This window comes from Salinimonas marina (assembly GCF_015644725.1).
In the GTDB taxonomy this organism is placed as follows: Bacteria; Pseudomonadota; Gammaproteobacteria; order Enterobacterales; family Alteromonadaceae; genus Alteromonas.
Map to the genome: position 1 here is coordinate 2,238,792 of NZ_CP064795.1, position 13,923 is coordinate 2,252,714.

Here is a 13,923-nt window from a genome sequence, read left to right on the forward strand (position 1 = left end):
TTCATAATATACGATCTATGCTAGCATAATAACAGCCATCTAATGGAAAAAGAGTACCAAGATGATTAAGGTCGAACCTTTCTATGACGAAAATACCGGTACCGGTAGCTATGTGGTGTATGATGACACCAGCCGGGCCGCCCTCATTATTGATGCCGTGCTGCATTTTGATGTTGCCAGCGGCCGGCTTGAATTTGATCTGGCTAAGCAGCAACTTCAGTTTATCAAGACGCAAAATCTGCAGCTGCACTATATTTGCGAAACCCACGCCCATGCGGACCATCTTAGCGCCGCGGCGTACTTACGCCAGCATAGTCAGGCCCGCACGGTGATAAGCGAAGGGATTGGCGAAGTGCAGCAACAGTTTTCAATGCGCTTCAATAAGCCGGTGACCGAAGATCAAACCCAGTTGTACGATATTCTGGTCAATGACGGTGACACCTTAATGCTGGGAAAGCATACCCTGAAGGTGATGGCCACCCCCGGCCATACTCCTGACAGTGTCAGTTATCTGATTGGTGGCCATATTTTTGTGGGCGACACCCTGTTTATGCCCGATGTGGGTACCGCCCGATGCGACTTCCCCGGCGGTGATGCCCATCAGCTTTATCAGAGTATTCAGAGAATTCACGCCCTGCCCGATGAGACTCGCATCTGGGTTTGTCATGATTATCCGCTGGCGGGCCGGTCGGTACAGTTGTACACAAATGTAAAAATAAGCCGTAATGAGAATGTGCACGTAAACCCCACCATCAATGAAGCCGAATTTGTTGCGCTTCGTACCCAACGGGATGCTACGCTGAAGGTGCCGCGGTTATTGTACCCGGCCTTACAGGTAAACCTTTGGGGCGCGCTGCTGCCCGATCAGGAAGCCGGGGGTCAGCGTTTTATAAAAATTCCACTGATAGTAGATGAGGACAGTTATGTTACCCAGTGATTGGATTCAGGGTTTTGCCGGCGGCATGTTAATTGGTGCCGGTGCCATTGTACTGATGCTGTTTAATGGTCGCATTGCCGGTATTTCCGGTATAACCGCCTCGGCGCTGACCCAGCTTAAGCAGTCGTCCTGGCGTTGGGCGTTTCTGGCAGGGCTGATAGCAGCGCCGTTAGTGACTGCGCTGGCGGGTTTTAAGCTACCCGAAAGTATTCCGGCCAGCTTACCGATGATGGCGGTGGCTGGCTTACTGGTTGGGATCGGCACCCGAATTGGTTCCGGCTGTACCAGCGGCCATGGTATCTGCGGGTTATCCCGCTGGTCACTACGTTCTTTATTCGCCACGCTGATATTTATGGGCACCGCGGTGCTCACCGTATCCGTTGTTCGCCACCTAGTGTAGAAGGAAAGCATCATGCGTTTTATATTAACCGCCTTACTGGCTGGCTTTTTATTCGGAGCCGGGCTGACGATTTCGATGATGACCGACCCTGCCCGGGTATTGGGTTTCCTGGATATCTTTGGTGCCTGGGACCCAACACTGGCGTTTGTGATGGCCGGGGCGCTGGCGATATATATGCCCATATATCAGTTTTATATAAAGCCACGGGGTCGCACTGTATTTAACGAACCGTGTCAGCTCCCGGAAACCAAGCAGGTGGATAAACCGCTCATTACCGGCGCGGTATTATTTGGAGTTGGCTGGGGATTAAGTGGCATCTGCCCGGGGCCCGGACTGGCAAACTTAAGCGGCGGGCAACCTGCCATTTATGTATTCATCCTGACCATGTTGCTTGGTATGATAGGCGCTACTATGTATCAGAAAAAATAAGGTAAGGAATGTCTATGAGTCCGGAAGAGATGGCCGCCAATGCCGATACTGCTGCCCGGCTATTGCGGGCGATGGCCAATCGTCACCGGCTCATGCTGTTGTGTTTGCTTAATAATGGCGAACAATCGGTGGGGCAACTGAACGAGGTGTTACAGCTGCCCCAGTCCAGTTTGTCCCAGCAGCTCAGCGTGCTGCGTAAAGACGAGCTGGTCCACACCCGGCGCGATGCGCAGACCATTTACTATTCTTTGGCCAGTGATGAGGTAAAAACCATCATCGCCACTTTGTACCAGCTTTACTGTACCGAAGCATCTTAAAGGCTGCGCTGATTCACCCGCTTGCTTACCTCTTCGGCGCTTTCCACCCGCTCTGAATAACGGTCAGTCAGATGGTCTTTATTGTCGCGCAGCAACAGGGTGAATTTCATCAGTTCCTCCATCACATCCACAATGCGATGGTAAAAAGATGAAGGTTTCATCCGACCTTCGTCATCAAACTCCAGAAATGCTTTAGGCACTGAAGACTGATTGGGAATGGTAAACATCCGCATCCAGCGCCCTAAAATACGCAACTGATTGACCGTATTAAACGATTGCGAGCCACCACACACCTGCATCACCGCCAGGGTTTTTCCCTGCGTAGGCCGCACCCCCCCTAAATTGAGCGGCACCCAGTCCAGCTGGCTTTTAAAGATGGAGGTCATGGAGCCGTGACGCTCTGGCGAACACCACACCTGCCCTTCTGACCACATCATCAGCTCCCGCAGCTCTTTGACCTTTGGGTGATGTTCATCTTCGGTGTCGGTTTGCGGCAGACCGTGGGGGTCAAAGATCTTAGCTTCGGCGCCCATGGCGTTGAGCAGACGCGCGCATTCTTCAACCACCAGGCGGCTGAACGAACGCTTTCGCAATGAACCAAACAGCAACAGAATACGGGGTTTGTGACCGGCGTTATTCACTGTAAAGTTGCTGACTTCGGGCACTTCAAACTGGGACTCATCGAGCTGGGGCAACTCATGGGATAAAGACATACAGACTCCTGTAACAATACCAAGATTGTTTCATATTTGTTTTTTCGCATATGATAACTATCACATGTGAAAAAACGTATGTCAATAAGCTCAGGACCTGGCACAGCGGCTATTAGCGCAAAAACATAACCGGCAACAAGCACCTGGCCGTCAGCAGAACTAATCTGAATCAGACATTTGCTGGTGCGAACTTGTGGGGTAACCCAGCAAGACTTTAAGCCGGGCATTGATACCTTTAGCGCGAATCACACTTACCCATAAATGCCGCCACTGATGAAAAGTAATGACCAGCGGATTGTGGCTGTGTATTTGCCCCACGATGCCATACCTACAAGGGCTGCTATGCCTTTCAGGGGTATAGGTACCAAACAGCTTATCCCAGATGATCAGCACCCCGCCAAAGTTTTTATCCAGATAGCCGCTGTTTATCGCGTGATGTACACGATGATTTGAAGGGGTGTTAAAGAGATGCTCCAGGAAACCTAATTTATTGACCGCCTGGGTGTGCACAAAAAACTGATACGCCAGATTCAATGCCACTACACTGATGACCACCACCGGCGAAAACCCGACCAGCAGCATCGGCATCCAGAACAGCCACATCCCTGCGACCGGGTACATCAGACTTTGTCGAAATGCGGTGGTGAAGTTCATTTTCTGGGAGCTATGGTGTACCACGTGCGCGGCCCACAACCAGTGCACATGATGGGATGCCCGGTGGAACCAGTAGTACAGAAAATCCTGCAATACAAAGGCAGCAAAAATAGTGAGGGCGGACACCTCAATATCAAACAGCCGGTACTGATACAGCCAGTAAAAAAACGGCATCAATAAGAGCAGCGCCAGGGCGTCCGCGCCTTGATGCAGCAAAGCCAGTGCCGTGTTGGCCAGACTGTCTGTTACATCATAATATTGCCTGAACAGGATGAATTCGAGAACCACGAACAACAAAAATACCGGACTGAGCGCCAGCAGAATAATTTCAACACTCATGGCAATGCCTGTTATCAAAATACGCAGCCAGGCGGGATAATGCCTGCGCCGTATCTTTATGCACCAGATACTTTATTAGAGGCCCCGGCACATACCAGGGGGTAGAGAATTGGATGTGATACTGCAGTTGGGTGCCGCTTAAATCTTTACCATCGGTATTTAGCTGAATATGCCCCTGATGGTTATGCACCGGTGCCCTGCCGACAATTTGATAGCGAATCAGCGATGCATCAGTGTGGGTAATTTGCTCGCAAAAGCGTATCCCAGCCACACATACTTCACGCACTGCCCCCACGCCGCCCTCTATCTCGCCATCATACTGTGGGGATACCAGCTTAAAATCAGCCTCAAAAAACCGGTTCAGCCTGTCGTGCTGCAACAGCACCGCCTGCACCTTACCAGGCGCCGCGGGCACAAATTGATTTAGCGTAATTGATATCATGCTTCTCAGCTATTCCTTGTGTGACTATAACCTGAAAGCACCAAGATAACAGCGTTGATTATTGGTGTTATCAATCGGGTTTAACCTATACCTGCGCTTGCTCTTCTTACTCTTCTTACTCACGGCGTCAATCAGAACACGTATTGTTCAGCAATTTCATCGTGTTTTACCAGCTACCGTCAGGTAAGCTCCTCTTTAAAATACATTAGCATCAACGCTTTATGTTTTGAGACCGCCAACCTCATGTAAAACCCGCCCTGTGTGCCTACTTCGTCTAAACTTAAAATTTACGCAGAAATTAAACATAGGCGTTTATTATGGAATTAGGGGCTTTTTCGGTAAGTCTGGCAGTGAAAAATCTGGAAGCTTCAAAGCGTTTTTATCAGAAACTGGGGTTTGAAATAGTCGGGGGCGAACCGTCCCAAAACTGGTTAATACTGCGAAACCAGCAGCACACCATCGGGCTGTTTCAAGGCATGTTTGAGCACAATATTATGACCTTCAATCCTGGCTGGAATAGCCAGTGCGAAGCGTTAGAATCCTTTTGTGACATCCGGCAGCTACTAACACATTTTGAAGCCCAAGGCATTGATATTGTCCAGCAATCGGTGGCAGGCGCTACCGGACCCGGTAGTTTTTCTATTAAAGACCCCGACGGTAACGCGATCCTGTTCGACCAGCATGTATAAAGATACTGGCTTTGCCAGATCATTCACAGACGGACAAGGGCGGGCCGCTTATCATAAAAAGAACTGATGCTTTAGCTACCAGATTATTTTTTGATGTTAGTCATACCGGAGCGTCTGCAGCCCAATGATAGCGTGGCGGCGAGTGCTATCATCAGCACCGTGGTCAGTCACCACCCGATCTCTGGAGAGTGACTGAGCCATTGCTCGCCGCTACGGCCTCAAGGTCGAGAAAGTTTGTTATTGTACGACTCACCCCTAGCCCTAGTGTCAAGCCGCTGATGCACAAGGCCAATAGACAAAAAATGGTGGCGGTATCCTCTGCGGTCAGCTCCCCCCATAAGCCGCCGGCTAACGACCCCAATGGCAAAAACGTTGCTGCCACGGTCATAATCAAACTAAGGACTCGTGCGCGTATCGCAGGCTCAGTAACAGTCTGAAAAAGAGTAATTCCTTGCAGGTTAAACAAACCCAGGCAAGATGCCAGCGGTAAAAAAACTGAACGAGGAAAGGTAGACATGATGACTCTGACTGAAAATAAACAGACTGAAAGCAAAACAATGCAGCGAGACCAACATCAACGAAGAGCGTTTTTTTAACACCTGTTTGAGGTGGTTTGAATGGGAATACCCGATGATGCTTCCCAACGCCAGCGCTGCCAGCAGAAACCCATACCACTCAGCCCCGGCGGAAATTTGGTTGGCAACATAAAAAGGTAACAACAGCATCACTGGCGCGATAAAAAAGTTAATCGACGCCACAAACAATGCCGCTGGCACCATGCCTGACGTACCTGCAAGATATCGCCAGCCAGTGAGCAAATCATCTTTATAGCTTTTAAATGATGCGGTTATCGCTATGGCCCTATCGCTATTATCTTGTGTTTTTTGTTTAATAAAACATTCCGACAATGCGGACAAAAAGTAGGAAACAGCATCCACCAGCAACAACAAAGGCGCCCCTAAAAGGGTAAACAGAATGCCTCTCGACGCCTGTCCTAATACCATAGTTGCCTGGGTAGTTGAGCCAAACGTCGCCATCACTTGAGGCAGTTTTTCCCGGGTCGTCAGATCAGGGATCCACGCGTCAATTGCAGGCTGAAAAAACGCTTTACACCCGCCATTTATACACGCAGTCACCGCGAAAAAGATAACCACTTGGGCGGTGCTAAATAAGTCGCTAAACAGAACGGCAGCCATAACCAGCACGGTGCTGCCTCTGATCAGGTCACACCAGATAATAATTTTTCTGTTAGCGTGCCGGTCCGCGATGACACCCGCTATCGGGCCAAAAATTATCTGGGGAAGCGTTGATAAAGCAAATATCACACTCATTGCGGCAGATGAGCCTGATGACTCCATTATCCAGAACATCATAGCGATGGTGTAAGCCTGCATTCCAAGCTGGCTTATTACCTGTCCTTGCCAGAGAAAGAAAAGGTTCCTGTTCATCTGCATCCTTGCTGCGCCAGACAGTCGGTGGTTGTCCTGCGGTACTAAATATCACTATCCAATAGATTCAGCCAATAGCATGGCTGAGCCGGTTACCTGAAAAATCGGTTACTAAAAAACGCTTCAAAAAGTAAACCGTACGTGCGCAATAGGTCTTCCCCATCATGCGCACGGTCCTTATCAGCGTAAAACGATAAGCGGAATATCACTTGTTTCGAGCATTTTCAGCGTATTGCTGCCAACAAAGAACTGCCTCAGTCGGGAATGCCCAAATGCACCCATTACCATCAGACCGATATTATTGTCCTGTTGATACCTGGCTAACGTTGTATTGATATTGCCTTCTAAAAATGCAGTAGTCACCTTTAACCCGCGCTCAGTCAGATCGGCCGCGGCCCGGTCAAACTTTGTTTTAAGATCGGCTTCATTGTTTTTTATCGCCACCAGGTGACAATCAATACCGTGTAACAGGCCGCCGTCCAGTACCTTTTGCAGCGCCCTATCCGCAGATTCACGACCATCATAAGCAATCATAAACGAGGTAGGTGGCGAAAAGGATTTCGGCACCACCAGCACTGGCTGACATGCCTTGCGCAACAAGGTTTCGATATGTGACCCGAGCGCTTTAAAGTCATTGTCGTGACTCATGCCCTGGCGCCCGATCACCACTAACCGGGTTTGATTTTCCAGAGCCATCAGCGCCTCTACCACATCGCCATGCCGTTGCAGCGACTCCACAGCCCCCACTCCGTCAGCCCGAGCATCAGCCAGCATAGATTCAAGTAGCTCATTGCTTAGTTGCAGGGCAAGTTTGCTTTTTTGTTCATCCAGTCTGGTCATCTCTTCCAATAAGGAGGAGCGAGCGCCCAGCCCAATAGCGCCGGTATAATCATCGGCGCCATGCTGAGGCGTTTTCTCGATTGTATGTAGAAAACACAATGGTCTGTCGAGCTTTTTGGCAGCCCATTTTCCAGCTTGTGTCACCGCCGGTGTCGTTGGCGAGCCATCTACACAGGTGATTATTTTATCCATCGTTCGTCTCCTAGTGACCACCCATTAGCTTATCGACTTCAGCCGGGTCATTATGCACACCAAATTTATCGACCACCGTCGCGGTCGCTTCATTCATACCCACGACGCTGACCGTAGCCCCTTCACGCCGAAACTTAATCACGACTTTATCCAGCGAGTTTACCGCTGTTATATCCCAAAAATGCGCATGGGTCAGATCAATAACCACCGTGCTGGCGGCTTCTTTAAAATCAAATGCTGCGATGAACTGCTCTGCAGAGGCGAAGAATACCTGCCCGGCCACCTGGTAAGTGCGGGTTTTCTCAGCTTCGCTATAATCAGATTTCACCGCCATAAAACGGCCGATTTTGTTGGCAAAAAACAGGGTTGCCAGCAGCACCCCCACCAGCACACCAATGGCTAAGTTGTGCGTTGCCACCACTACCACTACGGTGCTAATCATCACAATATTGGAAGAAAGCGGATGCTTGCCCAAATCTTTTACCGAGGTCCAGGAAAAGGTACCAATCGACACCATTATCATCACCGCCACCAGTGCCGCCATAGGAATCTGACGCAGCCATTCGTCCAGCACCAGGACCATAAACAGCAAGAAGGTGCCTGCGACAAAAGTGGACAGCCTGCCGCGACCACCAGATTTAACATTAATGATGGACTGACCAATCATGGCACAGCCGGCCATTCCGCCAAATAGCCCCGCACCAATATTGGCCATACCCTGGCCTTTACACTCTTTGTTCCGGTCACTAGAGGTATCGGTCAAATCGTCAACAATCGTCGCCGTCATCATCGACTCCAGTAAACCCACCACCGCCAGGCCAGCAGCATAAGGAAATATAATCGACAGGGTCTCTAGGTTAAGGGAACCTGCGGCCATAAGAATATGGGCAAGGTGTCAGGAAGCTCACCCATATCCCCTACCGTGCGTATATCCAGGCCGGTAGCAATAGCAATAATAGTGAGGGTGACAATACATACCAACGGCGAAGGAATGGTTTTACCTATCACCGGCAAGTAGGGAAACAGATATATAATGCCCAGTCCTGCTGCAGTCATCACATAAACATGATAAGTCACATTGGTCAGCTCCGGCAGCTGGGCCATAAATATCAATATGGCTAATGCATTTACAAAGCCGGTCACCACCGAGCGGGAAACAAAGCGCATCAGCTCACCCAGGCGTAACATTCCTGCCGCAATCTGCAATACGCCGGTAAGCAAGGTGGCGGCCAGCAGATATTCAAGGCCATGTTCCTTCACCAGAGTGACCATTAATAAGGCCATAGCGCCGGTGGCTGCAGAGATCATGCCCGGCCTGCCGCCGACAAAAGAAATAATGACGGCGATACAAAAAGAGGCGTACAAGCCTATCTTTGGATCAACACCAGCAATAATAGAAAAAGCAATGGCTTCGGGAATGAGGGCTAACGCCACCACAATACCCGCAAGCACATCACCACGAATATTGGATAGCCAATCTCTTTTTACGTGTTCGAACATGCACAGTTACCCAGATGTATTCCTCAGGCAGAGGAGTAGAAAATTACGTATCAGTAAGTCTCGCGAGGGACGCGATAACATCGCTCATAGCGTTGAGCAAAATGAAGCAAGCGGGGAGGCCTAGGGCGGCGTGGGCGTCAAAGCTGACTCCGTCTTAATTGGCGATTTTTGCATCCTACACCAATGCGTGAACGACTACTATGTCAGTAATTCAAAGGCAATACAGGTAAATGATGATGGGGCACCGCACTTAACACAATAGCGCAGGCTCATTGTCGCCAGTCACCGTGTATCAGGCGCTTCCTGTGTCGCCGCCGGTCATCTTGGAAGCCATCACCAAGGGCCGCCGGATACTCACGCCACCAACCCCTGGATAATTAACATAACAAGTAATACTACGTAGGGAAATGCGATAGTGGGGCGTGTTGCTTGTTTTGCGTATTCCAGCACTTTAGATAGCCCGCCGGTTTCCAGCAACTGATAGTCGCTATTAAACTGAAATTCACCAGCTGGAATCTCTTCTCTTATGTTCTTCTCAATTTTCAATAAGCGGGGCTCAAGGCGCGACTGAAAGGTTTTCCAGATGGCATCCTGTAACCATAGCACCAGTAATAGCAAACAAATGAAGATCGGACTTACCCCGAGTGCCACGGTTAAGAAAACCAAAACAATGCTGCTGAGCTTTATGTATAAAGAATGCTTTTCGTAGCTTTCAAACTGGTTTTGCAGTAAACACCACTCGGCTTCGTAGTTCTTCTTTTGCATATTTTTTCCTGAAAGTAGATTGGTTTGGTCACCTGCCCGACCCGCTGCCGTTCCAGGGGCTTATGGCAGCAAATGTTAAGACGCCCTGACTGTATTACCGGATGGCGTTGGTTCCGGACCACAGACAAAACGCTCTTCCCCCAGGTTATAAATGTTGTTTACTGCGACATAGGTACCCGATACCACCCCGGACAGCGGCAGCAGTACAAGGCCACTCACAGAGTAAAAGGTATTAGTATCTTTAAAACCATTGATGACTTTCAGGGTTTTACGATCAGAAGAGATTTCACAACGATTGTCCTTGCCCAAATCAGTTTCAGGCACTATCACGCAGCCTGACAAAAATAAAAAACATGCGCTTAATACAATTAACTGTTGCATAGAAATTTCCTTTTCATATTCTTTTCAAAACCAGCGGCTTTAAGCCAACGGTTGCTGGGCATAGATAAAATTAACCGGACAATACTGAAGCGGATACACCCGGCAGATTCTGGCCATTTCGTCTTGCTACGCAGCTATTTTTTATGGCCTAAACTATCCCATCCTATTAGCCTTTCCTCAATACCAAAAGTGCCGTTCATATCGATTATGTACCGTAAAAAGTAAGCCTGCCTGAATCTTACCCGCTTACCAACAGGGCTCGATGCTTTAATCTGCCTATTGCATGTCGCCAACTTTAACCCTGAAAAAACTCACATTTTCGCTTAGTGGTTTATAGGACCAGGGCGGGTTGGTGACTTCAATATTGCGCACCTCAAGCCTGGTCATATCTTCGATTGAAGAATACCACCCGAGAAGTTCACTCTGGTTTGGTATCGCATCATATCGGGTCAATTGGCCTAGTGTGGTAATTCGCTGCTCCACTCCAATCTTTTCAAAAAATTGTTCTTCACGAGATAAAGCGGCTTGCATGTAGCTTTGCAGCTTTGCCTCGGTAGCGTGCTGTTCCAGGCCTGAAACCCCACCATGAAAGCCAATCAGTGCATGTTTGGAAATTCGCTGGGCGGGAGCGGCTGAAAACACGTAGTTTGCGCATGAAAAAAGACAATACTTGTCCACTGCAACGTTCAGTGGGTGGTCAAAAACAATACTACCCAGGTCCATGCCTTCGTTTACTTCCCCGCCCTTGCTGGTAATCGACAGCCATTTTATTGAACGGCCGTGCTGTTCAATAAAAGACCGGAGCGTGTTATTGGCTTCATTCGTCACAGTGCCTTCGTATGTCACCGTATTGCCAGCCAGCCTCACGCTGGTTGCAGTATCGGCAGCAGCCTGAAAGACACACGTTACTGTGATAAAAAATTACAATATTAATGATTTATACATACCCTTCCCTGGCGTAATTTTGTTTTAAATCCAGATGTCGTCTGATGATGTCGCCTGATAAAGCGCACCGGTGACGTCTCCCGATATTTACCCTCACCAAGTAGAGTAGCTGGAGTCGTCTGCGTCTGTATTTTTGCTACACCTCATCTTGTGTAGGATCACCGGTATTCATAAACTCCCGGATTTGAATATGGTTGCCATCACAATCTGCAATATTTGCCACTTTGAATACAAGGTTAGCCCACTCACCATCAAATATTTTGCCACCAAGTTCCAGCGCTTGCTGTTTAGTAGCCTCTATATCCTGGACCGTCAAAAAAAGCTTTATGGAACAAAATGATTCCTTAGGTGATGAAAATGGCGGTATATGGATAATCAGATTAAAGCCGTCTTTTTCCAGGCTAATGAATTCTTTGGTTTGTCTGATAATCGACAAGTCAAAAAGTTGTTGGTAAAACCCAGCTAGTGAACAAAAATTTCCTGAGTAGATAAGCACACCATTTTGAGCAGGTGTTGGCATTTTAATTTCCTTAATTCTTACTGGCAGCAAAAACCGGTAAAAATGATTTGGTAAAAAATAGATAGGGTCGAGTTCAGACGCGGAGTCATAGCCGGTCGAATTTTATTTAAGATTTTATTCAAAAAGACCTGTGTATCAAGGCCAGGCTATTAAGACATGGCATCAGCCGTGATATTTCGACTGCTGTTAACGATGCGTATATGCTTACTTTTTAAAAAGTTTAAGCATAAACATCACGTATTTTTATACACAAGAACCCTGTTAAAGGGAAGCCCGAATTCAGATAATAAGTGCACCACATTTTATAAAAACACTATTGAGTACAAGCGCCGGTGATAGCAAAAAACCAGTAAAAAACATGGCTATAAACACGATAAAGTTTGGCGATTAAACTGTCTCCTTACCTACCCTACTTCACCTATTGCCAGATTAAGAGCCAGCACAATAACTACCGACAAGAAGCGTACTGTGTTGATAATTGTTGTTAATGCTGTATTTCCCTGAATGAACCGCTTAAGCGGCGCTAGCCCCCTTATCTAAGGCATCGGAACTACAAAAATGGCAGGCATTTTATTGGCTAAATCACACGTGGGTGAATTCACTTTTTTGCCTGAGCTGGAATGAAACAACTCAAAAAATGAGCCTGTTTTGCGCGAGTTTAAGGTAAGACCACACCTCCTAAAAAGATGCGCAATAAAGGGTTCTGTCAGGTGCCGCGCGGCGCAAACATAATAATGGCCATACCTAATAGTGCGACGCCCGACCCCACAAGATCCCAGATAGTGGGTCTGATATCCTCTATGGCCCACAACCACAAAATAGCCATAAATATATAAACCCCGCCATAAGCCGCGTACACTCGCCCTGCGGCGGTAGGGTGTAAAGATAACAGCCAGGCAAACGCCGCAAGGCATAGCGCAGCAGGGACCAACAGCCAGACCGACTTTTCTTCACGTAGCCATAGATACGGTAAATAACAACCAATAATTTCGGCCAGCGCAGTGATTAAAAACAGGCCCACCGTTTTTAGTTCGGGCAAAGGATGATTCCTTTAATAGATTGCAAAGTACGTGGGTTCAATGGTAGCAAACCCAGGCAGGGAAAAAGGGAAAAAGAGATAAAGAGATAAAGAAAAATGAGAATGATGTTGTTCACCAACACATAAGCACACCCGGTTGAAGGCCATTGATACGTATCACCCACGCCGGCATCGGCATCGACCTGTCCACCTTGCGACCTGCCCATTAATAGTGTCATAAGGGGCGCAGTTTTTTAAGACTACCTGATTCAGGTCATGACATCCTGCCAATCATGAACCCCGCGCCCCGCCCCTGTTTCCAGCCGATAGAAATAGGGCAATCATTCTCAGTCAGCCTGCTATGATTGCGGTTTACGATGCTAGCAGCGCTGTCCAGATACAACGCATTTTATATCATCGCTTTTTCACACGGCGGGTACCGCGGAACACCTTGCCGGTAACCAGCCTCTTATTTGCGGCGAGCCATTGTCTTAATTGCTCGCCGCGCTGGCTGGCCCTGAACTATAAATGCGGATCAGCAACCGGCTTTGGCGCACTTTTGGGTGCTTTTATTGTTATTTGTGTTAAATGGCTGGGGCCCCACCATAAGTAGCGCCCTGTATCTGACCTAATGCTAGTGCGATCAATATTACTCTGGCTTTGCGTCTGAATCAGCTGCCGGGCTTTGCTGCGCGGCTTTATGGCGTTTCTGCCAGATTTGTTGTGCGGCCTCGCGATGGGCTTTGGTCACCGTGCCGCCTTCTGCCAGGGTGCCGGCAATTTGTTCAATAAGACTGTCCCGCTTGGCGATCAATTCCTGGGCTTTTTCATATAACTTATTGGCTTCGGGGTAACGCTCTTTCAAATCACCGATACCTTGCAAATTAGCATAACGCTGTTCAAAGGCTTCATTAAAAAGATCGCGTTTGGCATTGTACTTTACATAGCGTTTTGCTTTTTCCGAGCCCAGGTATGCAATGTTTTCTTGTGACAGGCCTGCCTCCCGGCCGACCTCCTGGCCCTTTTGCAGCCAGTGCTCAATGGCTTGGTCATCACCTTGTTTTACCGCCTGCTTTACCCCTGCGCGCAAATCAGAAGCTTTAAGAATATCCATAACATTAATAACCGGGACCGGCTCTTTTACCGTTTCTGCTGAACGATCAGACAGCCAGACAAAGTAGCCTGCAATTCCAACAATAATGAAAAGGCCGGTTAACAGCAGTTTTTTCATGAATACGCCCGTTATTTAAGAGGTGAGTCACTGATTAAGTGAACAGAAATTTTAACAGACAATAGATTACCGATAAGCACCGGCCTTGGGAAGGGGGAGAAAGTCTAAAGCAGTACGATGAAAAGGCAGCCGGTACCCTGTGTACCGACTGCCTTTGCTATAA

The 13,923-nt window shown here is 48.3% G+C and carries 16 protein-coding genes and 1 pseudogene; 5 read left to right on the forward strand and 12 right to left on the reverse strand.

All coding sequences use genetic code 11. The features are described 5' to 3' along the window. The first annotated feature begins 61 nt into the window (after nucleotides 1–61). Genes IT774_RS09880 through IT774_RS09895 form a run of 4 tightly spaced genes read left to right on the forward strand, consistent with a single transcriptional unit; the run spans nucleotide 62 to nucleotide 2,083 of the window. On the forward strand, nucleotides 62–937 hold the full coding sequence (locus tag IT774_RS09880; RefSeq protein WP_195809643.1) for an MBL fold metallo-hydrolase: 876 nt from the start codon (nucleotides 62–64) through the stop codon (nucleotides 935–937). Further along, entirely contained in the window at nucleotides 924–1,337 is a 414-nt protein-coding gene (locus IT774_RS09885; protein WP_232364948.1) for a YeeE/YedE family protein, read from the forward strand. The genes IT774_RS09880 and IT774_RS09885 overlap by 14 nt, the downstream gene beginning before the upstream one ends. A 12-nt stretch (nucleotides 1,338–1,349) precedes the next feature. Continuing rightward, nucleotides 1,350–1,766, forward strand: a complete 417-nt coding sequence (locus IT774_RS09890; RefSeq protein ID WP_195809645.1) for a YeeE/YedE family protein — start codon at nucleotides 1,350–1,352, stop codon at nucleotides 1,764–1,766. 14 nt (nucleotides 1,767–1,780) lie between these two features. Continuing rightward, a complete protein-coding gene (locus IT774_RS09895; protein ID WP_195809646.1) occupies nucleotides 1,781–2,083 on the forward strand; it encodes an ArsR/SmtB family transcription factor in 303 nt (100 codons plus the stop codon). Here IT774_RS09895 and arsH read toward each other — a convergent pair. The 3 genes from arsH to IT774_RS09910 all read right to left on the reverse strand — a co-directional run bounded on the left by arsH (nucleotide 2,080) and on the right by IT774_RS09910 (nucleotide 4,231). After that, nucleotides 2,080–2,796: an arsenical resistance protein ArsH gene (arsH, locus tag IT774_RS09900; RefSeq protein WP_195809647.1), complete on the reverse strand. Its 717-nt coding sequence runs from the start codon at nucleotides 2,794–2,796 to the stop codon at nucleotides 2,080–2,082. The genes IT774_RS09895 and arsH overlap by 4 nt on opposite strands. A gap of 159 nt (nucleotides 2,797–2,955) precedes the next feature. After that, nucleotides 2,956–3,789 (reverse strand): sterol desaturase family protein, encoded by an 834-nt coding sequence (locus IT774_RS09905; protein ID WP_195809648.1) that lies wholly within the window; start codon nucleotides 3,787–3,789, stop codon nucleotides 2,956–2,958. After that, on the reverse strand, nucleotides 3,779–4,231 hold the full coding sequence (locus IT774_RS09910) for an SRPBCC family protein (protein WP_195809649.1): 453 nt from the start codon (nucleotides 4,229–4,231) through the stop codon (nucleotides 3,779–3,781). The genes IT774_RS09905 and IT774_RS09910 overlap by 11 nt, the downstream gene beginning before the upstream one ends. A 317-nt stretch (nucleotides 4,232–4,548) precedes the next feature. On the opposite strand from IT774_RS09910, the gene IT774_RS09915 reads away from it, so the two are divergent. After that, entirely contained in the window at nucleotides 4,549–4,920 is a 372-nt protein-coding gene (locus tag IT774_RS09915; protein ID WP_195809650.1) for a VOC family protein, read from the forward strand. A gap of 458 nt (nucleotides 4,921–5,378) precedes the next feature. On the opposite strand, the gene IT774_RS09920 is transcribed toward IT774_RS09915, so the two are convergent. From IT774_RS09920 to IT774_RS09960, 9 genes and pseudogenes are all read right to left on the reverse strand, one after another. Beyond that, nucleotides 5,379–6,368 carry an MFS transporter gene (locus tag IT774_RS09920; RefSeq protein WP_195809651.1) on the reverse strand — a complete coding sequence of 330 codons (990 nt, stop codon included), beginning with the start codon at nucleotides 6,366–6,368 and terminating at the stop codon, nucleotides 5,379–5,381. Between the two features lie 180 nt (nucleotides 6,369–6,548). Further along, nucleotides 6,549–7,400, reverse strand: coding sequence for a universal stress protein (locus IT774_RS09925; protein WP_195809652.1), 852 nt, complete (start codon nucleotides 7,398–7,400; stop codon nucleotides 6,549–6,551). A gap of 10 nt (nucleotides 7,401–7,410) precedes the next feature. Further along, nucleotides 7,411–8,900, reverse strand: a pseudogene (locus IT774_RS09930) (SulP family inorganic anion transporter). Between the two features lie 354 nt (nucleotides 8,901–9,254). Then, entirely contained in the window at nucleotides 9,255–9,665 is a 411-nt protein-coding gene (locus IT774_RS09935; RefSeq protein ID WP_195809653.1) for a hypothetical protein, read from the reverse strand. A gap of 75 nt (nucleotides 9,666–9,740) precedes the next feature. Further along, nucleotides 9,741–10,046, reverse strand: a complete 306-nt coding sequence (locus IT774_RS09940) for a hypothetical protein (protein ID WP_195809654.1) — start codon at nucleotides 10,044–10,046, stop codon at nucleotides 9,741–9,743. A gap of 276 nt (nucleotides 10,047–10,322) precedes the next feature. Continuing rightward, a complete protein-coding gene (locus tag IT774_RS09945) occupies nucleotides 10,323–10,874 on the reverse strand; it encodes a hypothetical protein (RefSeq protein ID WP_232364949.1) in 552 nt (183 codons plus the stop codon). A 253-nt stretch (nucleotides 10,875–11,127) separates the two neighbouring features. Then, nucleotides 11,128–11,511 (reverse strand): VOC family protein, encoded by a 384-nt coding sequence (locus IT774_RS09950; RefSeq protein ID WP_195809655.1) that lies wholly within the window; start codon nucleotides 11,509–11,511, stop codon nucleotides 11,128–11,130. 706 nt (nucleotides 11,512–12,217) lie between these two features. Then, the gene (locus tag IT774_RS09955) at nucleotides 12,218–12,550 is read right to left on the reverse strand and encodes a YnfA family protein (protein ID WP_195809656.1); all 333 of its coding nucleotides are present in this window, start codon (nucleotides 12,548–12,550) and stop codon (nucleotides 12,218–12,220) included. Nucleotides 12,551–13,178: 628 nt separating this feature from the next. After that, nucleotides 13,179–13,760: a hypothetical protein gene (locus IT774_RS09960; RefSeq protein ID WP_195809657.1), complete on the reverse strand. Its 582-nt coding sequence runs from the start codon at nucleotides 13,758–13,760 to the stop codon at nucleotides 13,179–13,181. Between the last annotated feature and the right edge of the window lie 163 nt (nucleotides 13,761–13,923).

Bases quoted from the DNA above. Each gene is read 5' to 3' on its own strand.
- IT774_RS09920 (WP_195809651.1), bottom strand. From the start codon at position 6,368: ATGAACAGGAACCTTTTCTTTCTCTGGCAAGGACAGGTAATAAGCCAG.
- IT774_RS09925 (WP_195809652.1), bottom strand. From the start codon at position 7,400: ATGGATAAAATAATCACCTGTGTAGATGGCTCGCCAACGACACCGGCG.
- IT774_RS09885 (WP_232364948.1), top strand. From the start codon at position 924: ATGTTACCCAGTGATTGGATTCAGGGTTTTGCCGGCGGCATGTTAATT.
- IT774_RS09940 (WP_195809654.1), bottom strand. From the start codon at position 10,046: ATGCAACAGTTAATTGTATTAAGCGCATGTTTTTTATTTTTGTCAGGC.
- IT774_RS09935 (WP_195809653.1), bottom strand. From the start codon at position 9,665: ATGCAAAAGAAGAACTACGAAGCCGAGTGGTGTTTACTGCAAAACCAG.
- IT774_RS09950 (WP_195809655.1), bottom strand. From the start codon at position 11,511: ATGCCAACACCTGCTCAAAATGGTGTGCTTATCTACTCAGGAAATTTT.
- IT774_RS09910 (WP_195809649.1), bottom strand. From the start codon at position 4,231: ATGATATCAATTACGCTAAATCAATTTGTGCCCGCGGCGCCTGGTAAG.
- IT774_RS09880 (WP_195809643.1), top strand. From the start codon at position 62: ATGATTAAGGTCGAACCTTTCTATGACGAAAATACCGGTACCGGTAGC.
- arsH (WP_195809647.1), bottom strand. From the start codon at position 2,796: ATGTCTTTATCCCATGAGTTGCCCCAGCTCGATGAGTCCCAGTTTGAA.
- IT774_RS09895 (WP_195809646.1), top strand. From the start codon at position 1,781: ATGAGTCCGGAAGAGATGGCCGCCAATGCCGATACTGCTGCCCGGCTA.
- IT774_RS09905 (WP_195809648.1), bottom strand. From the start codon at position 3,789: ATGAGTGTTGAAATTATTCTGCTGGCGCTCAGTCCGGTATTTTTGTTG.
- IT774_RS09915 (WP_195809650.1), top strand. From the start codon at position 4,549: ATGGAATTAGGGGCTTTTTCGGTAAGTCTGGCAGTGAAAAATCTGGAA.
- IT774_RS09890 (WP_195809645.1), top strand. From the start codon at position 1,350: ATGCGTTTTATATTAACCGCCTTACTGGCTGGCTTTTTATTCGGAGCC.
- IT774_RS09960 (WP_195809657.1), bottom strand. From the start codon at position 13,760: ATGAAAAAACTGCTGTTAACCGGCCTTTTCATTATTGTTGGAATTGCA.